General features: G+C 69.0%; 21 protein-coding genes and 5 pseudogenes. 17 read left to right on the top strand and 9 right to left on the bottom strand.

Going from position 1 to position 24,425, the window contains the following annotated elements; translation table 11 throughout:
- Nucleotides 1–60: 60 nt before the first annotated feature.
- The gene (locus ACWD26_RS41100; RefSeq protein WP_451278377.1) at nucleotides 61–573 is read left to right on the top strand and encodes a MarR family winged helix-turn-helix transcriptional regulator; all 513 of its coding nucleotides are present in this window, start codon (nucleotides 61–63) and stop codon (nucleotides 571–573) included.
- Nucleotides 574–999: 426 nt separating this feature from the next.
- Here ACWD26_RS41100 and ACWD26_RS41095 read toward each other — a convergent pair whose 3' ends face one another.
- Nucleotides 1,000–2,340 carry a carboxylesterase/lipase family protein gene (locus tag ACWD26_RS41095; RefSeq protein ID WP_451278375.1) on the bottom strand — a complete coding sequence of 447 codons (1,341 nt, stop codon included), beginning with the start codon at nucleotides 2,338–2,340 and terminating at the stop codon, nucleotides 1,000–1,002.
- A 104-nt stretch (nucleotides 2,341–2,444) separates the two neighbouring features.
- On the opposite strand from ACWD26_RS41095, the gene ACWD26_RS41090 reads away from it, so the two are divergent.
- Nucleotides 2,445–3,062 (top strand): TetR/AcrR family transcriptional regulator, encoded by a 618-nt coding sequence (locus ACWD26_RS41090; RefSeq protein ID WP_451278373.1) that lies wholly within the window; start codon nucleotides 2,445–2,447, stop codon nucleotides 3,060–3,062.
- Nucleotides 3,063–3,491: 429 nt separating this feature from the next.
- On the opposite strand, the gene ACWD26_RS41085 is transcribed toward ACWD26_RS41090, so the two are convergent.
- Nucleotides 3,492–4,139, bottom strand: coding sequence for a response regulator (locus ACWD26_RS41085; RefSeq protein ID WP_451278371.1), 648 nt, complete (start codon nucleotides 4,137–4,139; stop codon nucleotides 3,492–3,494).
- A 151-nt stretch (nucleotides 4,140–4,290) separates the two neighbouring features.
- Here ACWD26_RS41085 and ACWD26_RS41080 point away from each other — a divergent pair.
- The 8 genes and pseudogenes from ACWD26_RS41080 to ACWD26_RS41045 form a co-directional block, all read left to right on the top strand.
- Nucleotides 4,291–4,848 (top strand): annotated as a pseudogene (locus ACWD26_RS41080) (LLM class flavin-dependent oxidoreductase); the annotation flags it as partial.
- A gap of 1,093 nt (nucleotides 4,849–5,941) precedes the next feature.
- On the top strand, nucleotides 5,942–6,526 hold the full coding sequence (locus tag ACWD26_RS41075; RefSeq protein WP_451278369.1) for a hypothetical protein: 585 nt from the start codon (nucleotides 5,942–5,944) through the stop codon (nucleotides 6,524–6,526).
- 25 nt (nucleotides 6,527–6,551) lie between these two features.
- Nucleotides 6,552–7,775, top strand: a pseudogene (locus tag ACWD26_RS41070) (IS3 family transposase).
- Nucleotides 7,776–7,907: 132 nt separating this feature from the next.
- Nucleotides 7,908–8,486 (top strand): hypothetical protein, encoded by a 579-nt coding sequence (locus tag ACWD26_RS41065; protein ID WP_451278367.1) that lies wholly within the window; start codon nucleotides 7,908–7,910, stop codon nucleotides 8,484–8,486.
- On the top strand, nucleotides 8,446–9,012 hold the full coding sequence (locus ACWD26_RS41060) for a hypothetical protein (protein WP_451278365.1): 567 nt from the start codon (nucleotides 8,446–8,448) through the stop codon (nucleotides 9,010–9,012). The genes ACWD26_RS41065 and ACWD26_RS41060 overlap by 41 nt, the downstream gene beginning before the upstream one ends.
- A 214-nt stretch (nucleotides 9,013–9,226) precedes the next feature.
- The gene (locus tag ACWD26_RS41055; protein WP_451278363.1) at nucleotides 9,227–9,394 is read left to right on the top strand and encodes a hypothetical protein; all 168 of its coding nucleotides are present in this window, start codon (nucleotides 9,227–9,229) and stop codon (nucleotides 9,392–9,394) included.
- Nucleotides 9,385–9,564, top strand: a complete 180-nt coding sequence (locus tag ACWD26_RS41050) for a hypothetical protein (RefSeq protein WP_451278361.1) — start codon at nucleotides 9,385–9,387, stop codon at nucleotides 9,562–9,564. Before ACWD26_RS41055 ends, ACWD26_RS41050 begins: the two co-directional genes overlap by 10 nt.
- 116 nt (nucleotides 9,565–9,680) lie before the next feature.
- A complete protein-coding gene (locus ACWD26_RS41045; protein WP_451278359.1) occupies nucleotides 9,681–10,259 on the top strand; it encodes a hypothetical protein in 579 nt (192 codons plus the stop codon).
- 447 nt (nucleotides 10,260–10,706) lie between these two features.
- On the opposite strand, the gene ACWD26_RS41040 is transcribed toward ACWD26_RS41045, so the two are convergent.
- On the bottom strand, nucleotides 10,707–11,591 hold the full coding sequence (locus ACWD26_RS41040; RefSeq protein WP_451278357.1) for a PaaX family transcriptional regulator C-terminal domain-containing protein: 885 nt from the start codon (nucleotides 11,589–11,591) through the stop codon (nucleotides 10,707–10,709).
- On the bottom strand, nucleotides 11,588–12,172 hold the full coding sequence (locus ACWD26_RS41035; protein ID WP_451278355.1) for a GNAT family N-acetyltransferase: 585 nt from the start codon (nucleotides 12,170–12,172) through the stop codon (nucleotides 11,588–11,590). Before ACWD26_RS41035 ends, ACWD26_RS41040 begins: the two co-directional genes overlap by 4 nt.
- Nucleotides 12,173–12,352: 180 nt before the next feature.
- Between ACWD26_RS41035 and ACWD26_RS41030 the strand changes: the two genes are divergently transcribed.
- Nucleotides 12,353–13,417 (top strand): alpha/beta hydrolase family protein, encoded by a 1,065-nt coding sequence (locus ACWD26_RS41030; protein ID WP_451278353.1) that lies wholly within the window; start codon nucleotides 12,353–12,355, stop codon nucleotides 13,415–13,417.
- A 966-nt stretch (nucleotides 13,418–14,383) separates the two neighbouring features.
- Here the strand turns inward: ACWD26_RS41030 and ACWD26_RS41025 are convergent.
- Together ACWD26_RS41025 and ACWD26_RS41020 are read right to left on the bottom strand one after the other, a co-directional pair.
- Complete coding sequence (locus ACWD26_RS41025; protein ID WP_007379522.1) at nucleotides 14,384–14,587, bottom strand: cold-shock protein; 204 nt, start codon at nucleotides 14,585–14,587, stop codon at nucleotides 14,384–14,386.
- A gap of 1,039 nt (nucleotides 14,588–15,626) precedes the next feature.
- On the bottom strand, nucleotides 15,627–16,301 hold the full coding sequence (locus tag ACWD26_RS41020; protein WP_451278351.1) for a TetR/AcrR family transcriptional regulator: 675 nt from the start codon (nucleotides 16,299–16,301) through the stop codon (nucleotides 15,627–15,629).
- Between the two features lie 105 nt (nucleotides 16,302–16,406).
- Between ACWD26_RS41020 and ACWD26_RS41015 the strand changes: the two genes are divergently transcribed.
- On the top strand, nucleotides 16,407–17,429 hold the full coding sequence (locus tag ACWD26_RS41015) for an NAD(P)-dependent alcohol dehydrogenase (protein ID WP_451278349.1): 1,023 nt from the start codon (nucleotides 16,407–16,409) through the stop codon (nucleotides 17,427–17,429).
- A 229-nt stretch (nucleotides 17,430–17,658) separates the two neighbouring features.
- Here ACWD26_RS41015 and ACWD26_RS41010 read toward each other — a convergent pair.
- Nucleotides 17,659–17,847, bottom strand: a pseudogene (locus tag ACWD26_RS41010) (hypothetical protein); the annotation flags it as partial.
- A 29-nt stretch (nucleotides 17,848–17,876) separates the two neighbouring features.
- On the opposite strand from ACWD26_RS41010, the gene ACWD26_RS41005 reads away from it, so the two are divergent.
- The 3 genes and pseudogenes from ACWD26_RS41005 (at nucleotide 17,877) to ACWD26_RS40995 (ending at nucleotide 21,508) form a co-directional block, all read left to right on the top strand.
- Nucleotides 17,877–19,304, top strand: coding sequence for a trypsin-like serine protease (locus tag ACWD26_RS41005; protein WP_451278347.1), 1,428 nt, complete (start codon nucleotides 17,877–17,879; stop codon nucleotides 19,302–19,304).
- Nucleotides 19,305–19,516: 212 nt separating this feature from the next.
- Complete coding sequence (locus tag ACWD26_RS41000; RefSeq protein WP_451278394.1) at nucleotides 19,517–20,218, top strand: response regulator transcription factor; 702 nt, start codon at nucleotides 19,517–19,519, stop codon at nucleotides 20,216–20,218.
- Nucleotides 20,219–20,234: 16 nt separating this feature from the next.
- Nucleotides 20,235–21,508 (top strand): annotated as a pseudogene (locus ACWD26_RS40995) (ATP-binding protein).
- 288 nt (nucleotides 21,509–21,796) lie between these two features.
- Here the strand turns inward: ACWD26_RS40995 and ACWD26_RS40990 are convergent.
- Both ACWD26_RS40990 and ACWD26_RS40985 read right to left on the bottom strand, forming a co-directional pair.
- A pseudogene (locus ACWD26_RS40990) lies at nucleotides 21,797–22,025 on the bottom strand (integrase core domain-containing protein); the annotation flags it as partial.
- 208 nt (nucleotides 22,026–22,233) lie between these two features.
- The gene (locus ACWD26_RS40985; protein WP_451278345.1) at nucleotides 22,234–23,184 is read right to left on the bottom strand and encodes a LysR family transcriptional regulator; all 951 of its coding nucleotides are present in this window, start codon (nucleotides 23,182–23,184) and stop codon (nucleotides 22,234–22,236) included.
- 11 nt (nucleotides 23,185–23,195) lie between these two features.
- On the opposite strand from ACWD26_RS40985, the gene ACWD26_RS40980 reads away from it, so the two are divergent.
- Nucleotides 23,196–23,957 (top strand): (2Fe-2S)-binding protein, encoded by a 762-nt coding sequence (locus ACWD26_RS40980; protein WP_451278343.1) that lies wholly within the window; start codon nucleotides 23,196–23,198, stop codon nucleotides 23,955–23,957.
- Nucleotides 23,954–24,397 carry an FAD binding domain-containing protein gene (locus ACWD26_RS40975; protein WP_451278341.1) on the top strand — a complete coding sequence of 148 codons (444 nt, stop codon included), beginning with the start codon at nucleotides 23,954–23,956 and terminating at the stop codon, nucleotides 24,395–24,397. The genes ACWD26_RS40980 and ACWD26_RS40975 overlap by 4 nt, the downstream gene beginning before the upstream one ends.
- Nucleotides 24,398–24,425 lie beyond the last annotated feature (28 nt).

The raw sequence follows: 24,425 nt of genomic DNA, 5'->3' as shown, positions 1-24,425 counted from the left end.
ACTCAAGCATCTGCGCCATGTCAAACGTTTGATAGTCGACCAGTGTCATACTCTCGCCGTATGACGCTGCATGATGAGGAGCCGGTCGGCGCCGGCGCACTGGACCGGGTGACCTGGGCACTACGGCGGGCGGAGTTGGCCGTGACAGCCCTGAAGGAGCAACGGCTGCGCTCGCTGGGCATGGCGGCGGCACACTATTCCCTGCTCATCGCCGTCCACGTCGATCCCGGGCTGGCTGGAGCGGAACTGGCCCGCCGCCTGAACGTCACCCCGCAGGCGGTGGCTTCCCTGGTGACCCGGCTGGAGAGCCGGGGCCAACTGGAACGCCGGCCGCACCCGCGCCACCGTCACGTGCAGGAACTCCACCTCACCGACACCGGCCGCGACGCCCTACGCAAGGCCGACTCCGTGATCGCGGAGATCGAACAGCAGATCACCGAGAAGCTCGGCGCCAAGGACTCCACCCAACTGCAGGCACTCCTCGGCCAGGTGACCGACGCGATACAACAGGTGCAACCGACAGGCCCCCTCAACAGACCGGTCACCCTGCGCAAAGACGGCACACCGGGGTGACCGCGCGAGCAGCCGGCACGTCACGATCACCTTGGCCGAGGAAGCCCCGCGTCGTCACCGAACCAGCCTGAACCTGTCGAACGAGTCGTGGGAGCACCACATGCTCAGCCTGGAGCTGGCGGGGCCGATCCGCGCGGCCGGCTTTTATGCCGAATCGAGGTGCCGACAGAAGACGGCTTCTGGCACGGCGGCGCATGGCTTCCTCGCCGGACGGTAACCAGCGCATGGCGTGGGAGGGGCTCGCCCACTCTCGGCTTCGCTCGAGCGTGACCTACCTGGGTGGCTTTGGCGATCGGATGGAGGCAGGCCACAGAGGCAGCATCGCCGGCGGCGCGCGGCGAGCTATTCGGCTTCGGTGACCACTTCCTTTGACAGAGAGCCCCCTGGTTGAGCGGTCCTGCGTTCCGGCCGCACTGTCTAATGCCCTCAGGGGTGCCAGTGGTGCACGGCGGGGGCGGCCGCCGTGAACGGCGGCCAGGGGGTGTCGGTGCTCGGGGTGCCGGTGCGGATGAAGCTGAGCCAGGCGGTGCGCAGGGCTCGGCCCAGGGTGTCGATGTCGTGCGGGTCGGCGCCGGCGAGCATCGGGGCGGTGATCCAGTCGGCATCGCTGCCGAACAGGAAGGGCAGTTCGATGCAGTGGGTGGCGCCGAAGGGGGAGGCGGGGGCGGCGTAGTCGAAGCGGTAGGTCCACACGCGGGCAGCCGCCTCGCTCAGCCGGGCAGCCAGGCGGCGGGCGGGACGGTCGAAGAGGGCCGCACCTGCGGCCCGTTCCACAGCGTCCGCAGTCGCCCAACCCAGTGCCGGGACCCGGCGCAGGCGGCGCAGCGCCGGGTTCAGGGTGTAGAAGGCGCTCATCTCCCGCCCGGTGGTGCCGATGATGACGTCCAGACCGGGAGCTCTGCCTGCCAGACATGCGGCCCAGCGTGCTGCGTCCGGGAGCGGGCCGACTCCGGCGACCGGTCTGAACAAGGGGACCGCACGGAGCCCGAGTCTGCCTGCCGCTTCTCGTGCGAGCGCGGTCTGGGCGTCCAGGACATCGGCGACGGGAACGGTACGCGGGTCTGCGCCGAGCCGGGTGAGCAACCGTTCGGCGGCCTTCCGGGCGCTGCGGGCGCTCCCGAGGCCGAGAGCGGCGGGGGAACTTTGAACGACGGCCCGGCGGAACAGTCCCTCGGCGTCGGGCATGCCCAGCAGGCACTGCACGGTATGGGCGCCGGCGGACTGACCGGCCACGGTCACCGCGTCCGGGTCACCGCCGAACGCCGAGATGTTCTCGTGCACCCACCGCAGCGCGGCGAGCTGGTCGGCCAGGCCCAGATTGCCTTCGGAGATCCCCGGTGCGCGCAGATAACCCAGCACGCCAAGCCGGTAACTGACGGAGACGACGACCACGTCGCCCTCGCGGACGAGCCGGTGGCCGCCGTAGCACTTCCAGGAGCCGGCGCCCGAGACCCAGGCACCGCCGTGGAACCACACCAGCACCGGCCGGGACCGGTCGTCGACGCCGGGGGTGGTGATGGTCAGGTTCAGGCAGTCCTCGCCTTGTTCGTGCGGCTCGGGGGCGCCTATCACGGGCTCCAGCCTGGACGGCCGCTGCGGGGCGATCGAGCCGTCGGCCGTAGCGTCCCGCTCGCCGCTCCAGACGGGCACCGGGCGGGGCGGGCCGAACCGCTCGCAGGTGGCGTAGCGCACGCCACGGAAGACGGCCACACCGTCCTCGACCCGGCCACGCAGCACGCCGCTGGTGGTCTTCGCCGTGGTGAGCATGGGCAGCCTCCGCAGGTCGCATCTATCGCAAGTCAACTTGCGATGGAACCCAGCGAAGCTCGCCGTGGTGGTTTATCGCAAGTGTGCTTGCGATAATGGGAGGTATGACACCACCGCACCCGGCCCCCGCGCACCGCCGTGGCGCGGCCGTACACCGAGCCGTCCTCACGGCCACCACCGAACTCCTGGCCACCGAGGGCCTGGCGGGCACGCGCATCGCGGAGATCGCCGCCCGCGCCGGCGTGCACGAGACCTCGGTCTACCGGCGGTGGGGCACCCGGACCAATCTGATCCTCGAAGCCCTCTCGGACCGCCTGGACACGGAACTGCCCCTGCCTGACACCGGCTCCACTCGCGAGGACCTGACCACCTTCTTCACCGCACTCGCCGCGTTCCTCACCACGCCCACGGGCCACGCCCTCGCCTGCCTCGCCCTCGCCGCACCGGACGACGAGCCCCAGTCCGACCAACTCCGCAACCGGTTCTGGACCGCCCGCCTGGACCGCGCCCGCATCCTCGTCCAACGCGGCGTCGACCGCGGCGACCTCCCGCCGGACAGCAGCCCCGAGTTCCTCCTCGAGGCCCTGACCGGCCCCCTCCACCTGCGCATCGTGCAACGCGACCAGCCCGCAGGGCACGCCTACGTGAGTCGACTCGTGGACCTGGTACTGGCCGGCGCCCGCTCGGCACCACCCAACAGTCGCCCCAGGTCAAACCGCTGAGGGCAAGAAGCAGAGCCATGCACGGGGCGTCGTATCCGACGTCGAAGACGATGAGGGTCCACGTCGCCCCCGCGCCACCGCCCGCCAGCGATCAGATCCCCCGACGACGCGGCGCGACCTGGACGGCGGCACCCATCATGGTCGGGCCGACGCTGATCCCCGACGACGACAGCCAGCCGATGGCAACTGTTCAAGGAGCGCATCGTCCGTATCGACGAAGACACCGCTCGCCTGCGCTGCTGACCGTACGAAGCCCTCAGCCAACACGTGGTGCAACACGGGATAACGTGAGCCTCCCAGCGTGAGCGGGAGACGGCCCAAACGACGAAACGACCCGGCGAGCGCGGTCACGCGCACCATCACCGCCACCAGCGAGGCCTTCGCTCACGTTTCCGAGCACGACAAAGGCGGCATCCCCGCCATGGGCGCTCAGGAACGCAGGTAGGCCAGCACCGCGCGCACCCGGCGGTGGTGGTCGGTGTCCTCGACGTACAGGCCCAACTTGGCAAAGATGCTGCGGACGTGATTTTCCACCGCGCCGCCGCTCACCACGAGTTTGCGCGCGATGGCCTGGTTGGAGTGCCCCTCGGCCATGAGCCCGAGCACCTCCCGCTCCCGCGCGGTCAGCGCCGCCAGGGGGTCGTTGCCACGGCGCCGAACCATCAGCTGGGCCACCACCTGCGGATCGAACACCGTCCCCCCGGCGGCGACCCGCCGCAGCCCGTCAATGAACTCGTCGACGTCCACCACCCGGCCCTTCAACAGGTAGCCCACGGCTCCCCTGGCGTCGGCCAGCAGATCCTCGGCATAGGAGACCTCCACATACTGCGAAAGGATCAGCACCGGCGCACCGGGAACCCGCTTGCGTGCCGCAACCGCGGACTTCAGGCCCTCGTCGGTGAACGAGGGGGGCATCCGCACATCCACCACCGAGACGTCCGGGCGGTGCTCGACCATGGCAGAGACGAGGCTCTCGCCGTCGCCCACCTCGGCGACCACCTCGAACTCGAACTCCTCCAGCAGCCGGACCAGTCCTGAACGGATCAGCACGGCGTCGTCGGCGACCACTACCCGCATGGGGCCTCCATCACTACCACCGTCGGGCCTCCCTCGGGGGAGTGCACCACGAAATCGCCTCGACCGACCTGGCGCGGTCGGCCAACCCCATGAGGCCGTGCCCTTTGGCCAGGTGGGCGCCGCCGATGCCATTGTCGGACAGGGTCAGGACCACCCGGTGCGCAGCGAGATACCGATCTACCTCGCGGCACTGGGCCCGGCCAACGTCCGGATGACCGCGGAGATCGCCGACGGCTGGCTGCCGCATCTCTTCATCCCCGAGAAGGCCGGCCAGGTGTGGGGCGACGCACTCGCCGAGGGACTGGTCCGCCGGCCCGCGGAACGCGGGAATCTCCAGATCGTGGCGGGAGCCCTTCTTGCCGTCGGCGAGGACGCGGCGGCCGCCCGCGACCTGGCCCGCCCGATGATCGCCCTCTACGTCGGCGGCATGGGCGCCAAGGGCAAGAACTTCTACAACGACCTGGCCCGCGCCTACGGATATGAAGAGGCCGCCGAGAAGGTCCAGGACCTCTATCTGTCGGGGAAGAAGAAGGAGGCGGAGGCGGCCGTCCCCGATGAGCTGACCGAACTACTGTCGCTGTGCGGTCCTGAGGGGTACGTACGCGAACGCATCGAGGCGTTCCGCGCCGCCGGTGTCACCCAGTTGAACGTCCGTGTCATCTCCCCTGAGCCCGCCCGCCTCGTCGAGAAGGTCAAAGGCTGGCTGTGACCGACTGCTCCCCACTCCCCCTGCGGGATCGTCGAATCGAGTCGGCACCACACCGAGCTTCCCGGACAGTGGGATGAGCTGGCGTCCCCATTGCCATCCCGCCCCCTGCCCGTGCGGTGCATGTTCTCGGCGGATTGAGTACAGGCTGCAGAAGCCGTCCCGCGTCACCGCGCTCCCCTGCAAGCGCGGTGACGAACCCGCAGGACATGGGACGAGACCTTCGCCAGCAGGATCAACGAGAGGGCCGAGCGCAAAGAACTCGGCAGCGGGTTCTCGTCCTGCGCGTTCCTGGCCTGGTGCCGAGCTGGGTCACCTACTGCCGCGCGGATGTGGCGAAGGCGGACGTGCCGGCGCTGATCCTGCACGGCACCGGCGAGCGCGTTCCGCCGATCAAGGCCCTCTGCCTCGACTGCCTCGACGAGCCCACTTCGGCTGTCCGATGGTCACGCATTCAAGTCCGCGTCATCGCCTCGGCCACTGAGCCGGCCTTCGTCGACCTTCTCGTGGACCGACGCGCCCAGAGCTGGCTGGACGCCGTCTCAGCTCTTCAACAGGGTGTGGATTTCACACTGCCGCTTGCAGCGGGGCCGTGCTCCTTCGTGTGGCGTGCGCGCCCCGTCGCCTTTCTGCCCCTCGTCTGCCGTAACCCGATGCCCCATCTCCCAGGAGGACCGCCATGGGGGTGAGGCCAGGAGAGTTGTGGAGCCGTCTCGACTGGGCGACCGCCAACTGCTTCAGATGCGAGCAGACGAACGTCCCCGTGGCCGAAGCCGGCGAGATCGCGGTGGCGGGCATGGTCCTTTCCCTCTGCGCCTGCCAGCGGTGCGTCTTCAGGCTCGAACAGCTCCACTGGACGATGAGCGAGCGCGCCGCCCGCCAACGGAATGCCCTGGCTCCCGCGCAGCCCAGTCCCCTCGGCCAGTGGCCCAGAAGTCGCTGGCCCTGCACAAGGTGAGCGCGCGGACGCTGGTGCGCTGGGACACGGCACGGCGGAAGCTCGGGCCGATCGGCCTCTCGGACGACCGGTGGCTACGGGAGGCGACCGGGCACCGAATCACCCCGGAGGTGCGCGAGGCGCTGTTCGCCGTACGTGATGAGAGCCTGCGGCGGGCGAAAGCTGACAGGGCGGGACCGCGAACGTCTCATCCACCAATACGTACGGGAGACCTTCGGAGAGAAGACCAAGGTCCCCAGCTACGACGTGCTGCGCCGGGTGTGGCGGGACTGGTTCGGTTCCAACGGCGGACGGCAGCGCTACGCACGCTCGGCAGCCATGGCTCAGAAGTACGCGACGGGCCGGCACGTGGTGGTGCACAGGCCCGGGCGGGTGGTGGCACTGGACACCACCGTGCTGCCGGTCAAGGTCCTGGAAAACGTGTTCAGCGATCCGGTCTCGGTGCATCTCACGCTGGCGCTCGACGTGTACACGCACTCGATTGTGGCTTTCCGGCTCAGCTTGGTCTCGGATTCCTCGATCGACGTGGCCATGGTGCTGCGGGACATGACGATGCCCCTGCCGATGCGCCCGGACTGGGGCAAGAACATGCAGTGGGCCTACCCCGGCATCCCGGGCACGGTGGTGGCCGACTTCGCCGGGTACGAGGTGGCCGGGCTGCCGTTCTTCGCCCCAGGGGGCCTCCCCCTGAGTGGTGGACACGCTGATACTGGATCTGCTTGATCCGGAGGAAGCGAGAAGACCGCCGATGGCGATGAAGGACTACTCGGACGAGTTCAAGGCCGATGCCGTGGCCCTGTACGAGTCCACACCCGGGGCGACCTACAAGAGCATCGCCGCTGACCTGGGAGTTAACGGGGCGACCCTGCGTGAGTGGGTGCTGCAGGACCGCGAACGCCGTGGCGTCAGCGCTGCGGCTGCGAAGCCGGCCGCTCCACGTCGCGAGGCGGTACCGTCCGCTGATCCGGACGAGCGGGTCCGTCAGCTGGAGGCCCGGGTGGCAGAACTCGAGGCGAGTGAGCGCAAGCTCGCCACCGACGGGGACATCCTCGGCAAGGCGGCCAAGTATTTCGCCGGGGAGACGAACTGGTGATCATCCGCTTCCAGTTCGTTGACGACCACCGGGACACCTACGAGGTGAAGCGGCTCTGCCACGTCCTGGACGTGAACCGGTCCAGCTACTACAAGTGGCTCGCCGGCGCCGAGGCCAGGGCCGCCCGGCAGCACAAGGACCGGGTCCTGGCCGAGGAGATCCGCGCGGTCCACGGCGAATCCGGCGGCGCCTACGGCTCCCCGCGAGTGACCGCCGAGCTCCGCGAGAAAGGGCGGCGGGTCAACGAAAAGCGGGTCGCCCGGATCATGCGAAGGTTCGCCATCACCGGAATCCGCCTGCGCAGACGCGTCCGCACCACCGTTGCGGACCCGGCCACCTCACCGGTTCCGGACCTGTTCCAGCGGGACTTCACCGCCGCCGAGCCGGGGCGCAAGTACAGGGGCGACATCATGTATCCCGCTGGCAGGCGGGGAGTTCCTCTATCTCGCGACGGTGCTGGACTGCTTCAGCCGCAAGGTCGTCGGCTGGTATATGCGCACCGACCTGGTCGCCGACGCACTGCGGATGGCGGCCTCGACCCGCGGCGGCCTGCACGGCGCCGTGTTCCACTCCGACCACGGGGCGCAATACGGATCCCGGGCCTTCGCCGGCCTCTGCGACCAGCTCGGGGTCACCCGGTCGATGGGCGCGGTCTGCACCAGCGCCGACAACGCGGCCTGCGAAAGCTTCCACGCGTCCCTGAAACGCGAGACCCTCCAGGGCGCCCACGACTACGGTGACGCCGGCACCTGCAGAAGGACGGTATTTGCCTGGCTGACCCGCTACAACACCCGCCGTCGGCACTCTGCCAACGGCCACCTCCGCCCCAACGAATACGAACGCCGACACCGCACCGCTACACTCACGCTCGCCGCGTGATCAATAACCGCGTGCCCGCCTTCATGGGGGAAGGCCCCAGAGACCGTCACCACCGACCACGGCTCCGTCTACCGCAACCACCACCCGGTCGAGGTCCAGCGGGTCCTCGGCGCGAACATCAAACCGAGCCGGGTGCTGCGCCCCACCGACAAGAAGGCTGTGGAACGCGCCTTCGGTGCCATCCGGTCGCTGCTGTTCGCTCCCCTGCTCGGCTATCAGGGCGTGGACACTGCCGACCGCGGCGTCGACCCGGAGGCTGACGCCTGTCTGACTGTGGCGGAGATGGAGCACATCATCGCCACCTGGATCGTGGGGATCTGGCAGAACCGCCGCTTCGACTCCTACGCACCGAGCTGGGATCCGGGCGGCGACCACAGCCCCAACAGCCTGTTCGCCGCCTCTATGACGCAAGGCGGCTTCGCCCTGCGGATCCCCTCGCCCGAGCTGTACTACCAGCTCCTGCCCAGCCACCAGGTCATGATCCACGGCAAGCGCGGCGTGAAGATCAAGAACCTGTGGTACGACGGCGAGGCCCTGGACCCGTACCGCGGGGAGCTCTCCCGGCGCGGCGGCAAAGACAAGAACCGCTACGTCATCCACCGGGACCCGCGATCCCTGTTTCGTGTTCTTCCGGGATCCGCTTACCCACGACTGGCGCACCCTGCGCTGGGTGGGCCTGCCCGAGGAAGGGCAGTTCCCCGCTTTCAGTGACGCCCGCGTACGCGAGGCCATGCGCGAACTGCGTAAGCGCGGGCTGGCGCCGAAGTCGGACAAGGAACTCTTGCCGGTCCTCCTCGAAGTGATCGGCGGGAAGATCCCCGTCGAGCAGTGGCCGACGCAACTGACGAAGAAGCAGCGCACCGAGCACGCCCGCGAAGTGACTCAGGCCGCGGCCGCCGCGGCCGACCGCCCCGCCGACGCCACCGCGGCTCAGTCGGCGCCCGCCGCGCCTGCGCCCGCCGCCGTTCCCGCGGCGCGCACCGGCTCGGACGACGGCAAGGTCGTCCCACTGCGCTGGCGCGAACGCGCCGAGCAGGGACGGGACGCGGTCACCACCGAACGTCGACGACGCCGTGAAGCCGCCGTCCCCGAACGCCCGATCCCGCCACCACAGGATCTGTCCGAGCGGCTGCGCGCCACCAGCCTGCTGGCCCTGCCCGACGACGACTTCGACGACGACACAGACGAGCCCGGTGCGGCGGCAGCGGCCGCACCCGAGGAAGAGGTCAGCCAGTGAATCGCCCGTACGACAGTCCGTCGTTCCTTCCCGGCCCGCCGATCGACCGCACTACTGGGAGGGCTGGCGGCGCTGGTGCGAGACCCGCAGGGCGTTCATCCCCGCGCCCGAGCTGACGGCCGCAGAACTTTCCCACAAATCACCGCGCCAGCAACGCCTTTACAACCTGCACCGACTCGCCACACACAGCAGTCTGCCTATCGACGTGACTCCGATGAGCGAGCGCGTCGCCCACGCTGTTCTGGCCCGCGTCGAGGACGGCGCGTTCAGCCACAAGGCCTGCGCGCGCGGCGGCATCATGGTCAACGGCGACGGCGCCCAGGGCAAGACCGAGACCGTGTGCGAGGCTTGGCCGTCTTCGAGGAGACGTGGATGGTCCTGAACAACCACATGAACCCGGATGCCATGCCCGGCACCCGCGACCTGGTCGCCCCCGTCGCCTACGTACGCTGCCCGGTCAAGGCCACCCCCATCTCCACCTGCCAGCGCATCCTCGACTTCTACGGCGAGGACTACAAGGGCATGCGCCTGGAGGATCTGTCCGCACCGTAAAGACCGCCATCGTCGAGCATGCCACCAGGGCACTCGTCATCGACGACATCACCCGCCTCAAACTCCACCGGGAAGCCGACCAGGACGTCCTCGACCTGATCCGCGAAATGATGAGCATGCCCGTCACGCTCATTATCGTCGGCGTCGGCATCCCCACTTCCGGCCTGTTGCGGGAGGGCCGTCGCGACCCCAAGACCCTGGAATGGATCTACCAGCCGATCAAGGACCGCGGCCGCAGCCCGAACGATCACGCCGCCAGCCAGCACGAGCGACGCTTCCAGATCGTCGACCTCGACCCGTTCCGCTATACCGCCGGACCGGAGATGGCCGCCTGGATGGACCATCTGGCCCGCTTGGAAGGGCACTTGCGGCTGCTGAACGAGACCAAGGGAATGCTGACCGGAGACGACATGCCCGAGTACCTGCTCAACCGCACCGGCGGCGTGGTCGGCGTACTGGAGAAGCTCATCCAGCACGGCTGCCGACGGGCCATCGAGGACAAGAGCGAGCGGCTGACGAAGGAGCTGTTCAACCAGTTCACCGTCACCCCCGGCGACATGCCCGGCCTCGACGCGGAGTCCGGCGAGCAGCCCAAGATCCCGCCGCACAAGCCCACCCCAGGGAAGAAGAAGCCGAAGGGCCGCAACACCGTCTTCGACGATGACGGCCCCGCCGCGGCCGGCGAGACGGGCTGACGGAGGTGACACCCCGGCCGCTGACCCGCAGCCTCGTGCCCCTACCCGAGGAGCCGCTCCCCTGCTGCCTTCTCCACCTCGCAGACCGCCTGAACCGCTCACCGGGCAGGATCGCGAACCGTGCGGTATCAACAGCGGTGGACAGCAGCGTATCCCGGCCGCCATCGTGTACCGCTCCGCCAGCACGGCGCCTGCCACAATCACCTGCAGCGCCGGACTAATCACCCGCCGCCGGAGAACCTTGTATTCGGCACTGCCTCAACGACTGGAGCGCTATGCGGACTTGATGGCCCGGGACTGTGATGAAGGCCGTGATGCCGATATTCCCGCCCCGTGTGAAACTCATGTCGGGCCATGCATCACGCACCAGTTGGCTGCGGCTCGATGACCGTCCGCCCGCTGGCCGCTCCCCGAGGAATCACTGCCCGGCCTGCTCCTGCGGCTGGCCTACCGCTTGGAGCGCGTGGCCCGGTCTGTTGCTTCTCGGGTGATGTCGGCATAGAGGCGGAAGAGGGTCGGCCGGGCTTCGCCGTGGTCACGTTCGGACAGGGCCGCCCAGCACCGGGCGATGAGCTTCCTGGCCTGGCTGCCGGGCCAGGGCGGGGGCAGGAGCTGGGGCGGCAGCAGGGGGTCGGGTTCCATGGCGCGGGTGAGTTCCGCCGCCAGCTCGACGGCGATGGTGAGCAGGACGGGCGGGGAGAGTTCGGCAGAGCCGGCGAGCCGGTCGAGGCGGGGCTGAGCGATGCGGCTGAGGCGGTGATAGCGGTCGGCGATTTCCTGCAGGGGCCATAGTCGGCGGGCAAGTTCGGCAGGTTCCTGGGCGTCGCCCCTGCGTAGGTCCGTCGTGCTGAGGAGGGTGAGCGCACTGTGGGCGCCAAGGCGGTGGGCCGCCTCTTCGACGTACGGTTCCCAAGCGTTGGCGCAGACGTACAGTCCGCCCTGGAGCGGGGCGCCACCGAGGTGGACGAGCGTCTCGCGCAGGGCGTCCCTGGCCGTGCGCGCCGATTCGGGCACGGCGAAGGCCGCCAGGTGCCAGACGCCGTCCCAAGGAGCGAGCCCGGCATCCTGACGGAATGCAAGCCGCAGGAAGTCCGCGTTGGGGGCCAGGGCTCGTGTCGTGTCGTCCGTGGCGTGCAGCACTGCTTTGCGACCGCGGCCTTGGGAGGTGAACCGGCTCTCGGCCACGAGGCGTTTGACGCACAGCCGTACCTGCTGATCACTCATGCCGAGGGTCGCAGCGACGGTGTACAGGTCGTTCGCGCTGACCGTGCCGTCCTCCCGGATCAGCGCGTGGACGAGCATGCGGGTGGGGACCTCGACGTGATCGGTCACGGTGTGCACAGTCCTCTCGGCTCGTCCGCCTCGACGCGGCGGTGCATGGTGGTCACCGCGCCGAACCCCAGCAACCCGCGGAGGTAGGGCGTGTGCTCGGTCTGTACGGCCGTGAAACCGCGCCGCTCGTACAGGGCTCGGGCGCGCGGATTGGTGTCGATCACGTCCAGTCTGATCTCCCTGCAGTCCTGCTCGACCGCGACGGCTGCCACTTCCTCGATGAGCAGGCTTCCGATCCCGCGGCCGCGCGCGTCCCGGGCAACGGCGATGCCGTCCATGACAAGCTGCCTGGGGGCCGGCCGGCGTTCGAACAGGGCGAGGAGCAGGAGTCGGTGCAGTCCTCCCAGGTATCCGTACGCGCGCAGCACGGCGGAGGCCGAACCCCCGGTGAGGGCCCGCCCGCCGAGTTGGTAGCCGGCGAGGCCGACGAGCTGCCCTCCGAGGATCGCGCAGACCGCGCGGTCTGCGTTCAGATGGGCGGCGATGAAGGGCACCGCCTTGCCCGGCGGGTTCAGCGCGGCACCGAGTTTGCGGCCGAAGGCGTCCCAGTACAGCTCGGCCGCCCGCCGCTCAGCTCCCATTGGAACGCCACGCTGCACTGTCACGGGCCCGGTCCCGGGGTCTGCCTCGTCCAGTCCCATGCCGCCCCTCCCTTCTCTTCGCCCTGAAAACCAAAACCCAAATCTATCAGACGGGAAACGATCGTTCCAGAAATGATAGTTTGAGCTCCCTGGGTAAACCCGAGCAGAGGTGGCCGTCCCATGTATCCAAAGACCCAGCCCCGACGGCGCGGGCTCCGCATCACTGTGTGGTCACTCGCCACCGTCCTGGTCGTGGCCGCCGGTCTCGTCGGTGTGGTGCTGTGGCAGAACTCCTACGACATGGACGAGCAGCGAGTCACTATCCGCCACGGCAGCCACACTCTCAACGGCGTACTCGCCACCCCCAAGGACCGCCGCAGCCACCACGGCCTGGTCGTCTACGTCCACGGCGACGGCCCCATCGACGCCACCCACGACGACGGGTACAAGCCCATGTGGGAAGCGAACGCCAAGGCCGGCTACGCCTCTTTGTCTTGGGACAAGCCGGGGGTCGCAGGCGCACCTGGCAACTGGCTGGACCAGTCCATGGACGACCGGGCCGACGAAGCAGCCGCCGCGATTGCCTGGGCGCGTGCCCGCCCCGACATCGACGCCGACCGAATCGGGCTCTGGGGCGCCAGCCAGGCGGGCTGGGTCCTGCCAAAGATCGCAGCCAAGACCCCGGTGAGTTTCGTCATCGCCGTCTCCCCCGCGATCAACTGGCTCCAGCAGGGCCGCCACAATCTCATCGCCGAACTGCGCGCCGACGGCGCATCGGCAGCCCGCACCAAGGCCGCGATCGCCAGGAGCGACACCATCCGCCGACTGCTCGCACGGCACGCGACCTTCGAGGAGTACGTCCAGGCCACGCGCGGTGACATGGACGGCATGACGGCCGACCGCTGGGGTTTCATCTCCAAGAACTACACCGCGGACGCCACACAAGACCTGCGCGCCCTGCGCGGCATACCGGTGCTGCTGACCCTCGCAGGCCATGACATCAACGTGGACACCGCCGACACGGAGCGCGTTTACCGCAAAGTGCTGGACCCAGGCAGTGCATTGACGGTCAAACGCTACCCGCACGCGACCCATTCACTGCTCAAGCAGTCCGTCGAGCGGTCGAGCGTCAAGACCACGCTCATCGCGCTCTTCTCCCCCCGCTCGCTCTTCGTGAACGGATTCCTGGACGACCAGCGACAGTTCCTCAAGGACCTCGGCCGAGGCGGCAACGCCACTCCATGACAGTCCCGCGCCCACGACTCGGCCGACAACTTGGGTGATCCACAAGTTCTTGAGTGCGCCGTTTCCGGCAGCGGTACGGATGGTCAGGCGGCTGCCCGTACGGCGGCGGGGGGACGACGCACATGCGGTCTGCAGGACGGGCGGCACGTTGCCTACGAGGGCCTGTCCGGCTACTTCATGGACACCGTCGGCCCTGTTCTCGCGGCGCTGCTGGCCGCCACCGTGGCCGACGGAGCGGTTCGCGACGACGTCAGCGCTCGGGAACCTGATGTACGCCGTCGCCAACCTGTGCATGCCCGTACCCGGCGAAGGACCCGACTACAACCACCGCATGGTCGCTCTGCTCATCGACGGACTGCGCCCCCGCCAAGGTGTTTCGCCCGGCTCATCGCACTGCCCCGTAAGTCCGCCGCGGTGCGGAGCACGGCGAGGCAGTTCGGGGTCATGATGCCGCCCCCCGGATCACCGACTCCAGCACATGCTCCTCACTCCGGGCGGGCCAGGTGTTGGCGTCAGTGGGACCATCGCGGGGTGAGGCTGGCAGCGGGCAAGAAACAGCTGTGATGCGCCGGATGTGTCGCGGCACCGCCCGCGCCTGTCCCCTCTGTGCGGCCACCAGGAGTGGCCCGAGAGGGCTGGAGCGGGCGGGGCAGGTCTTGGCTCGCTGGTCTGCCGGCCGGGGAGAGAGGGCCACCGCGACCTCTCCGAGGAGCCGTGAAATGAGAGCTGGCAACGACGCTGGTCCCCGGCTTCCAGCGGGTGCCGACATGCGCAGCGATCCACTCGCGGGTCGCAGGCCTTGAGATACGGGGCGGGCAGGCGCCGGCGAACGCCCGCCCACCTCGGGGGCAACAACCCGCACAATGGGGCCTGGGCCTGCGGAGCCGCATCCAAGGCTCACCGGTAACAAGCGCACCGGTGACCCTGAATGTCACACCCCGATCCACCCTTGTCAGGCCCTGTTGGTCACGCCGGCCGGATGTTCTCCGCCTGCGGTCCCTTCTGGCCCTGCGTGACGTCGAACTCGACCTTCTGCCCCTCCTGCAACTCACGGAAGCCCTGTGCAGCAATGTTGGAGTAGTGGGCGAAGACGTCAGGTCCGCCGCCCTCCTGCTCGATGAAGCCGAATCCCTTTTCACTGTTGAACCACTTCACGGTGCCCTTGGCCATGGCCTGCTCCCTTTGATGACACCCGGGCTCGCACCCTGCGGGCCCGGGAGGTGATCGCCCTGGTCCGGAGAGGTGCGGAACAGCAAGAACGCCCATGATCGTGATCACGGGCCTACAGGACTTCGGAACCACGACTGCTGGATATCGACGCTACACCGCGCGCGGCCGGGAGCCGCTATCGATGCGGCCGTGGATCGCTGCTTCCCACGAGGAAGAGCGGCCTGTCGCGCCCGCCTGCGAACCGCCAGTAGGCTGCGACGAGAGCGCTCGTCGTGCGTCCGGGGAGCTTCGACGACGTCCTGCTCGCCACGCCCGCGGTCCGTGCCGACACTCGTCACCCTGCTGCGCGAGCCGCAGGGAGCCCCCGCCGAACGCCTGCTGCCCTGCGTGGGCCAACCTCGCCGTCCGGAATGCGCCTTGGAACGGGATGTGCACCCCCGCTCGTCCGTTTCGGCGAGGTGGAACTCCGCCGTGAGGGAGGTAGCTGCGCATCCGCACACCAAACCGGTGAGGGGATGCACCTCAACAGCGCAGCGAAAGACAGGCGACGACAGATGCCCACGATGGATCCCTGCGAGCAAGCGGGTCCTGGGCGCATCACCGGACAAGTCGAAGCGGCCTCCCCTCTCTGGAGCGCCGGCCGTACAGCGCGCGGCTGTCGGAAAACCGGCAGAGCACGGGCCAGGACGGCGCCGGTGTCGGTCCCGTCCCGCGTCCCAGCCGGTGACGTCCAACAGCAGCCCGTCCAGCGGCCCGCCGGTCAGCCCGACATGGGTCCGCATCTGCCACGGCCCCGGGCAGGGGCCGACGCGTCGGCGGGCAGGGCCTGAGGATCGTCCAGGCCATCAGCCGGCGCCTCACCGCAGCCCCCCACCCTGCAGGCAAGCAGGTCTGCGTGGAGATCGAGCCGACGCGGACCGACCAAGGATGGGAGGGCCGAGGAAACGGCCGCAGCCCGCTGTGAGCCCATGAGCGAGGCGGCTCACCACTTCGACAAGACAACGACCCAGGTGCGGCCGGTACGCACGCCGCCGGCTCATCAGCTCGGCGCTTGCTGGAGGCCGTCGAGGATGAGGTCCAGTCCGAACTCGAACTCATCGCCGAACGCGTACCCAGGCCGCATGACGTGAGTGGTCGCCATCTCGGTGAGATACGGGTACTCGCCATCGCCGAAACCGCTCATGATGGAATCCGCCAGCTCGGCGGTCTCCTCCGGGGAGTCAAAGGGCAAGGCCTTCTCCTGCAGGGCGAACCCGTAGATGTAGCTGTCGAGAACCGACACGGCGTGGGCAGTCAGGGCGAGGGAGAACCCGCCTTGACGCAGGCAGCCGAGAACGGCGTCATGGTGACGCAGGGTGGCTGGGCCTGGAGTGGACCGTGACTCCATCAACCCGATGGCCCAGCGGTGGCGGGACAGCACGAGACGCATGGAGATGGCCCGCTGCCGCATCGCCTGCCGCCAGCCGTCACCCGGCGCGGGCAGTTCGACCTCGCCGAACACCAGATCGACCATGCCGTCGATCAGGTCTTCCTTGTTGGCCACGTGGTTGTACAAGGACATCGCCTCGACTCCGACGGCCTCGCCGAGCTTGCGCATGCTGAGCGTCTCCAGGCCGCCGGCATCGGCGAGTTCGACGGCGGCCCGCAGCACCCGCTGTCGGGTGAGCGTCTCGCGGGTCGAATGCCGCCCGGTACGTCGGGTCACGGTTGACATCACTTCCTCTCTTGGTCTCCCTGCATTGACGAGCTTACGCCGTAAGTGTTGTACTTACGGCGTAAGCATGCGGAGGATGGAACGGGAGCAGGGACGATGCGGAACATGGGCGAGCCGATCGCAATCGCCGGCGAGACCAGGACGATGGCGGCAGTCGTACAGGAGCGTTACAGCGCCGAGCCGGAAGCCGTGCTGCGCACAGCGCGGCTCGCCCGGCCCAGCATCGGGCCGGGCGAGGTGTTGGTACGTGTACGCGCCTCCAGTGTGGACCGGGGCACCTGGCACATGATGGCCGGCCTGCCGTACGCGGTCCGGCCTGTGAGCGGCCTACGCAGGCCGAAGCTCCCCAATCCCGGCCGCAACATCGCCGGGCTCGTCGAAGCGGTCGGCACGCAAGTGACCGGGTTCTCGCCTGGCGATGAGGTCTACGGCACGGCAGTGTCCGCGTTCGCCGAGTACGCCGCCACCTGTCCTGACAGAATCGCTCCCAAACCGCCCGGACTCACCTTCGAGGAAGCGGCTACGGTACCCGTCAGCGCGCTCACCGCACTCCAGGCGGTTCGCGACAGGGCCAAGGTCCAAAAGGGCCAACAGGTCCTCATCACGGGATCCGCCGGCGGTGTCGGCACCTTCGCCGTCCAACTCGCCCACGCCTACGGCGCCCGGGTCACGGCCGTCGCGAGCACCCCCAAGCTCGACGCCGTACGAGCCCTGGGCGCCGACCACGTGATCGACTACACGCGCGAGGACTTCCTCGCCGGCCCGCGACGCTACGACGCCATCATCGACATCGCGGGCCAGCGTGGTCTGCGGGATCTGCGCCGGGCCCTCACGCCCCGCGGCAGGCTGGTCATCACCGGCGGTGAGACGGACGGCCGCTGGCTCGGCGGCACTGACCGGCAGCTCCGCGCACACATTCTGTCCCCGTTCACCGGACAGCACCTGGGCACCTTCATTTCCTCCGAGCACGCCGACGGGCTGCGCGACCTGACCGTTCTCATCAACGCAGGCACGCTCAGCCCTGTCGTGGACCGCGTCTTCCCGCTCGCCGAGACTGCCGCAGCCATCCGGCACCTTCTCGACGGCCGCACAACGGGCAAGGTGGCACTCGCCCTGCCCGCGGAGTGAAGCCGCAGGCCGGTACCGGCAACACGCCGCCCGCCAGCGGCTGATGGACGTCGCCACGTCCGGCGGCTGACTGGCCAGGGGGGAACGGCTTGTCACCAGGGGCGCGGTGCTGAGGTGCGTGCCATAGCCGAGGACGGCCCGGGCGTACGGAACAGTGGCCACCCGCCTGGCGCCCAGGCTTCCTTCATCGCCCAGGCCCTCGCGAGGCCCTCCGCGCTCGGCACTTCCCTCACCCCTGAAGCGGCACGGACCGGTTGCTGGGGCAACGGACCGGGGCGTTTCGCGCCGGGCAGAGCCATAGGCGGATCGAGGCCACGGTGACCGCCCTATGGACGGCGTACGCCCTCTTGTCATAGCGGGTGGCGATGGCTCGGAAGTTTTTGAGCCTGTTGAGGGTCCGCTCGACTTCGTTGCGGCGGCAGGTCGCCTTGTCGCCCCGGCTGTGGGGTGGAGGTCCTGGCGCCGCAATGGGTCATGACCGCCGGCCACTGCGCCGGCAAGAACCCAACTAATGCGAAGGCGGGTGTCCCGCGTGGCTGGAAGGTCCGGGTCGGGGCACTGGACACCACCGTTGGTGGCGAGGTCGCCGAGGTCGACCATTACTACCGGTTGGCGACCAGCCACGATGAGGGGGGGTTCTGGGGCCGTGACGTTGCGCTGATGCACCTGCGGACTCCGGTTCGGGCCAAGCCGGTGCGGATCGCCTCGACAACGCCGCCGGACAGGACGCCCGTCCGCATCATGGGCTGGGGCATGACCTGCGGCGACTTCACCAATTCCGCGTGTTTCCCCAGGCGGCTGCGTGAGGCTGACACCGTGGTGCAGCCGGCATCGGCGTGTCCGTCATCCGCTGTCGGAGAGTTGTGCATCGGTAGCCCCGACGGCAGTGTCGCCGCGTCAAACATGGACTCCGGTGGGCCGGCGCTGGTCCGCGAGGGCGACCAGTGGGCGGTGGCCGGTGTGGTCAGTGGCCCCGACGAAAGCGGCAAGACGCTGTACACCGACGTCACCCGGCACGCCGACTGGATCAACGGCATCATCAGCGGCAGCAACGTTCCTCCCGATGACCAGATCCCGAATGTGGAAGGCGCGGCGGACCTGGGCAACTGCGTGGGCTCAGTGGTAAGAACTCCGGCCTCCCGGCCGCAGGACCCGGCACTCCTGCTGACGAACGGTCACTGCGTGCAGGGACAGCGGCCCGCGCCCGGAGCCGCGCTGGTGGACCAGCCGGCCGACCGCGAGGCGCCGATCGCCGACCGTCAGGGCTACCCCCAGACCACCGTCCATGCGAACCGGCTGGTGTACGCGACGATGACCGGCACCGACATCGCGCTCTACCGCCTGGACAAGACCTACGCGCAGTTGAAGGCCGAGGGCGCGAAGGTCTTCCGGCTCACCTCCACCCCCGTGCGCACGGGCGACCCGCTGACCATGGCCTACACCGGCGGCCGCTTTGCCTGCACCGCCGAGGCCGTGGTCACGCACCTGCGGGAGGGCGGCTACCAGCAGGACGGCTCGATCCGCTACGCCACCAGCGAGGACTGCACCCCCTCCCACGGCAACTCCGGTTCGCCGCTGCTGGTCCCCGACGGCACCACGGTCGTGGGGATCCACAACACCCACAACGATGCCGGCGAGCAGTGCACCGACGACAACCCCTGCGAGGTGGGCCCGGACGGAGCCGTGACCTCCGTGCAGGGCCGTGGCTACGGCCAGCAGGTTGACAGGATAGGGGCGTGCATGACCAAGGGGTCGAAGCTGGATCTGTCCCTCAAGGGCTGCACCCTCACTGGTGCCAAGCCCCGTCCCGGCCACCGCAGCGGCCGCCCCAGTGACCAGGACCAGTACAGCAGCCGCCAGGTCCACACATCCTGATTCGATCAACAACGCCGGCGAACCCAGCCCCGGCGCGGGCGCGGTGGAGGCAGAATTCGGCAGGGAGGGATTCCGGGTTGCATGATGGTCCTTGAAGACCTACGTCCGATGGGGAGAGATGTCGGTTCCAGTGGCCGGGGGGGGGGAACGCCCTGGCGCCCGTGGCGATCCTGCTCGTCGAGGACGACGAGGTGATCCGAAGGTCGGTGGCGATGGCGCTGGAGCGCTACGGCTACCGGGTCACCTCCGCCGGTGACGGGCTGACGGGTCTGGAACTGTTCAGGGAGGGCGGGCACGACCTGCTGTTGCTGGATGTCATGCTGCCGGAGCTCGACGGCATCGGGCTGTGCCGGCGGATCCGGGAGACCAGCACGGCCCCGGTCCTGATGATGTCGGCCCGCGGGGACGCGCTGGATGTCGTGTCCGGTCTGGAGGCGGGCGCCGACGACTATGTCGTCAAGCCGGTCGACACCGCGGTGCTCGTGGCCCGGATCCGATCGCTGCTGCGCCGCGCCATGTTCGCACCGACCTCGGCACCGGCGGATCCCGCCGTCGCGGCGGCGGGATCCGCGGTCCGCCCGCTGGACCGGTCGGCCCGCCTCGAGCAGAGCGACCCGCGCCGTGAGCGCACCCGGCTGCTCTTCGGAGACCTGGTCATCGACACGGCCGGCCTGGAGGTGTATCTGGCCGGTGAGCCGATCGCGCTGACCCCCACCGAACTTCGGCTGCTGCTGGAGTTCGCCGCGCACCCCGGCATCGTCCTGGACCGGCAGACACTGTTGCGCAACGTGTGGGACTACGGCTGGGACGGCGACACCCGTGTGGTCGACCTGTGCGTGCAGCGGCTGCGAAGGAAGATCGGCGCCGAGCGGATCGAGACGGTCCGCGGCTTCGGCTACAAGCTGAGGCGCTGACCTGACAGCCCCACGGATGCGGTTCGACTCGGGAACCAAAGGGATGCTGCTCTGGCGCTCGCTGCGCTGGAAGATCGCCCTGCTGGTGGCCGCGGCGTGCTGCGGCATCGCGCTGACGGTCGGACTGCTGGTGCACTACAGCACGTACGAGCGGTCCATGAACGACGGCGCGGCCAAGGCGTACACCGCCCTGGCCATCTCCCTGGCGGCGGAGAGCGGCAGCGGGACCGACGACGTGGTTCATGACCCCGAAAAGATGCCGGCGGACCTGGTGCGGATGGTGCGAGAACACGGGAGTGGCGCCATGTACGACGAGAGCGACGAGTACCAGCCGCGGATGTGGGCCGGCAGGCGGATGCCAGACGGCCGCGTGGCGGCCATCTCTGTCGACATGGTTCCCGACCAGCTCAGCCGCCGCGCCCTGGACCGGCACATGTGGAAGTACTCACTGGCCGCGCTGGCCGTCATCGTCCCCCTGTCGGTCCTCGCCGCCGAACTCCCCAACCGGCGCCTGCGGCGGGTGGCGCGCACCGCACGGCGTATCGCCTCGGGTGACCTGGCCGCCAGAACCGAGGTAGGCGGCCGGGCGGGCGACGAGATCACCGAGATCTCGGCCACCGTCGACTCGATGGCCGACAGCTTGCAGGGCCGGCTGCGCAGTGAGCAGCGTTTCACCGCAGATGTCGCACACGAACTGCGCACCCCGCTGATGGGTCTGGTCACCTCCGCCGAACTGCTCCCCGAGAGCGAGGCCACCGATCTCGTCAGGGACCGAGTTCGGGTGCTACGCACCCTCGTCGAGGACCTGTTGGAGATCTCCCGCCTCGACGCCGGCGTGGAACGCGCCGACTTGCGGCCCGTCGCCCTCCCTGACATGGTTCGGACTCGCTGGCCCGCACCGGCCTCGACGCACGGCTCGCAGTCGGAGCCGCGCCCGACGTGGTGGAAACAGACCCCCGCCGACTCGACCGGATCCTCGCCAACCTGATCGTCAACGCCCACCGCCACGGCGCTCCGCCGATCGAAGTCACCGTCGAGGGCACGACCGTCGTCGTCCGAGACCACGGCTCCGGCTTTCCCGACAGCCTCCTCGCCGAAGGGCCGCAGCGGTTTCGCACCGGAGCAACCGGGCGTGGCCGCGGGCACGGCCTCGGGCTGACGGTCGCCTCGGGCCAGGCCCGGGTCATCGGCGCGTCGCTGCTCTTCTCGAACGCCGCCGATGGCGGAGCTGTCGCCACGATCCGGCTGCCCGGACGGGCTGATGCCACAGAACTGATACACGAAAGATGACGGGCCGAGCGGAAGCGGAGGCATGGTCAACGGCCTGCGGCGGCCCACGCCTTCCAAGGTTGTCGAGGTGGAGTGCCCGGCTTGGTCCCCAAGGCCGAGAGCCGCCCCAGTGTCGGAACGGGGGCGGCTCCGCGGGTCGAGCGGTCAGCGACCCGGCGGGCCGAAGGGGACGAGGTTGTCCGGGGCCGGAGGAGGCTCGGGAGCTGGGTCCCGGGTGAGAACAGCGCAGGCGAGAGCTGACAGGGTCACCCGATGGCGGAGCCCTTTGAGCCAGGTGTTGCCGGCCATGACGTTGGTGACGCTCGTGCGCAGGCGTGAGGATGGAGGACGGTCACCGGCGGCGGTGTGAGGTCGGTGGTAATTGTAGTGGACGCTCCAGACCGCGATCGCCCGGGCTCGCTCTGCTTCGCAGGTCCAGGTGCGGGCGTAGAGAAGTTCCTCGGCGATTCGCTGGTACCGCTCGACCTTGCCGTTGTGTCGGGGCGTGGTAGGGCTTGGTCCGCTGGTGGCGGGAGGCCCGCGGCATCAGGGAGCACCAGGCCTGGATGATCCGGAGTTTCGCCCTCACCTACGCAGCGGTCACACTGCGCGCGGCCCTGCCGGTACTGATCCTCATGCAACGTGCGCTGGGAAACCTTCCAAGAAGACCGCGAGGGGAGGCCGCTCCGAAGGACGGCTTCCGTGTGATGTGGTCCGCCCGTGGCGGCCTGGCGCATCCCGTTGCCTCAACGATCAGCCGCCGCTGGGCCGGCACCGTCCTCAAGCGGCCCACTCCCGGTCACCTGCACAGCGGTCTCCCGGATCACTTCCCGCAGCCACCGGTGAGCCGGGTCGCCGTCGACACGGGGATGCCAGGCGATGCCGTAAGGAAAGGGCGGGAGTTCTTCTGGGGCTGCGGCGACGCGGTAGGCCGGGTCATCGGCGTACGCGAGGACGGCGCGCCGCGGAAGGGTGGCAATCAGTTCGGTGCCCGGCAGCGCGGCCGCCGCCGCGGAGAAGTAGGGCACGCGCAGGCCCACGGGCCGGCGCAGTCCGTACTCGTCGAGTCGGCGCTCGACCATGGCCTGGCCCATGCCCAAGAGGTCGACGACAACGTGTCGGTGTGTGATGAAGTCGTCCATGGTCACCCGATTGCCGGACACGGGGTGGTCGCGGGGCAGCAGGCAGGCGAAGTCCTCTTCGAACAACGTCTCCCACCGCAGCGCGCGCGGTGCCACGACACCGGAGATGATCAGATCCGCGCGGCCCTGCTCGACATCGGCGAAGGACTGGTCACTCAGGGGCGCCACGGTCAGCGAGGCACCCGGAGCCTCGCGGAGGAAGCGCGGGAAGAGGAGCGGGCCGAACAACGAGGTGGCGAAGTCGGTGCAGAGCACGCGGAAGTGGCCCTTCGCCGTCGCGGGATCGAAGGCATCTCCGCGCAGCAGCGCTTCCAGACGAGGAAGGAGCTCGGCAAGCTCCGACTGAATCTGCTGGCCTCGAGGGGTCGGTTCGTAGCCGCCGCGTGTGCGCACCAGGAGTTCGTCGCCGAACGTCTCTCTGAGTCGGTGCAGCACACGACTCATCGCCGACTGGCTCAGGTGGAAGCGGCCGGCGGCCCGCGTCACGTGCCGTTCCTCGAGCAACACGGCAAGCGCGTCAAGCAGGTTCAAATCCGCGTTCCGCAGATGTGACATGGCGCCAGCGTATGCATTTCATGCAGGCAACGCATAAAGGTTCGCTCTTCCGGGCCGCATCATGCGCTCGACGCATGGCCAACATGCGCTTTTTGCGTTGGACGACTGATTTCCTCTCACGTCAGGCTCGCTTCATCTCTCCGCCCCGGGATACACAAGGAGTAACTCCCATGTCCCAACACAGCAGGCGCAGCGTCTTGAAATCGGGGGGCGTGGCAGCGGCAGCGGTGATGGTTCCCCTTTCGGGGACCGAATCGGCCGCAGCACAGCACACAACCGTGCAAGCGGCACAGCCTCGGACAGCAGGCGACCTCACGCTCAGAATCAACGGCGCCGAGCACCGGCTTCCGGGAGTGGAGGCCCGCGTCACCCTGCTCGACGCGCTGCGTGAGCACGCCGGACTCACCGGCACCAAGAAGGGCTGCGACCGTGGCGAGTGCGGTGCCTGCACGGTGCTCGTCGACGGTCGGCGCACCAAATCCTGCCTGACCCTGGCCATGATGGAGGAAGGCCGCTCGATCACCACCATCGAAGGACTCGCCCAGGGAGAGAAACTCCACCCGGTGCAGGAGGCGTTCGTCCGCCGCGACGCCTTCCAGTGCGGCATCTGCACACCGGGACAGATCATGTCCGCGGTGGCGTGCATCGAGGAAGGTCACGCCAACTCCGAGGACGAGATCCGGGAGTGGATGAGCGGCAACCTGTGCCGGTGCAGCTGCTACCCGAACATCGTCGATGCGGTGGCCGACGCGGCGAAGGCGGGGCGGCGATGAGGGACTTCGCCTACGTGCGCGTGGACCGGGCCGCCGAGGCCGTACAGCTCGTCGCCCGCAACGCTGACGCCACGTTCGTCGCCGGGGGCACCGACCTGCTGAATCTGATGAAGGACGGCGCCGAAGAGCACGACCTGGTCGTCGACATCAACCGCCTGCCGCTCCATGGCATCGAGCGGTCAGGGGACACGCTGCGCATCGGCGCCCTGGCGAGAATGGCGGACGTGGCCCTGCACCCGGTGGTCCGCAGGCGACTGCCCGTGCTGTCCCAGGCACTGCTCGCCGGAGCCTCCCCGCAGGTACGCAACATGGCCTCGATCGGAGGCAACCTGCTGCAGCGCACCCGCTGTTGGTACTTTCGCGGAGAGGACTTTGTCAATCCCCTCGAATCGTGGAGACCTTCCTATGCAGCCAGCCCCTCACCGAGGCTGGCCCAGTAGTCGTGTTCGTAGTCGATCGGGCTCTTGA

This window comes from Streptomyces sp. NPDC002787, from assembly GCF_053592095.1.
Note: the sequence above shows the minus strand (reverse complement) of the source record. Positions and strands in the feature narration are given on the sequence as shown.

What these genes read in the sequence shown, in the direction of transcription:
- ACWD26_RS41055 (WP_451278363.1), top strand. Translation starts at nt 9,227, where the DNA reads ATGAGCGAGCGCGTCGCCCACGCTGTTCTGGCCCGCGTCGAGGACGGC.
- ACWD26_RS40975 (WP_451278341.1), top strand. Translation starts at nt 23,954, where the DNA reads ATGAGGGACTTCGCCTACGTGCGCGTGGACCGGGCCGCCGAGGCCGTA.
- ACWD26_RS41050 (WP_451278361.1), top strand. Translation starts at nt 9,385, where the DNA reads ATGGTCCTGAACAACCACATGAACCCGGATGCCATGCCCGGCACCCGC.
- ACWD26_RS40985 (WP_451278345.1), bottom strand. Translation starts at nt 23,184, where the DNA reads ATGTCACATCTGCGGAACGCGGATTTGAACCTGCTTGACGCGCTTGCC.
- ACWD26_RS41000 (WP_451278394.1), top strand. Translation starts at nt 19,517, where the DNA reads ATGGCGCTGGAGCGCTACGGCTACCGGGTCACCTCCGCCGGTGACGGG.
- ACWD26_RS41100 (WP_451278377.1), top strand. Translation starts at nt 61, where the DNA reads ATGACGCTGCATGATGAGGAGCCGGTCGGCGCCGGCGCACTGGACCGG.
- ACWD26_RS41085 (WP_451278371.1), bottom strand. Translation starts at nt 4,139, where the DNA reads ATGCGGGTAGTGGTCGCCGACGACGCCGTGCTGATCCGTTCAGGACTG.
- ACWD26_RS40980 (WP_451278343.1), top strand. Translation starts at nt 23,196, where the DNA reads ATGCATTTCATGCAGGCAACGCATAAAGGTTCGCTCTTCCGGGCCGCA.
- ACWD26_RS41090 (WP_451278373.1), top strand. Translation starts at nt 2,445, where the DNA reads ATGACACCACCGCACCCGGCCCCCGCGCACCGCCGTGGCGCGGCCGTA.
- ACWD26_RS41045 (WP_451278359.1), top strand. Translation starts at nt 9,681, where the DNA reads ATGCCCGTCACGCTCATTATCGTCGGCGTCGGCATCCCCACTTCCGGC.
- ACWD26_RS41075 (WP_451278369.1), top strand. Translation starts at nt 5,942, where the DNA reads ATGAGAGCCTGCGGCGGGCGAAAGCTGACAGGGCGGGACCGCGAACGT.
- ACWD26_RS41025 (WP_007379522.1), bottom strand. Translation starts at nt 14,587, where the DNA reads ATGGCCAAGGGCACCGTGAAGTGGTTCAACAGTGAAAAGGGATTCGGC.
- ACWD26_RS41015 (WP_451278349.1), top strand. Translation starts at nt 16,407, where the DNA reads ATGGGCGAGCCGATCGCAATCGCCGGCGAGACCAGGACGATGGCGGCA.
- ACWD26_RS41020 (WP_451278351.1), bottom strand. Translation starts at nt 16,301, where the DNA reads ATGTCAACCGTGACCCGACGTACCGGGCGGCATTCGACCCGCGAGACG.
- ACWD26_RS41035 (WP_451278355.1), bottom strand. Translation starts at nt 12,172, where the DNA reads ATGGGAGCTGAGCGGCGGGCGGCCGAGCTGTACTGGGACGCCTTCGGC.
- ACWD26_RS41030 (WP_451278353.1), top strand. Translation starts at nt 12,353, where the DNA reads ATGTATCCAAAGACCCAGCCCCGACGGCGCGGGCTCCGCATCACTGTG.
- ACWD26_RS41095 (WP_451278375.1), bottom strand. Translation starts at nt 2,340, where the DNA reads ATGCTCACCACGGCGAAGACCACCAGCGGCGTGCTGCGTGGCCGGGTC.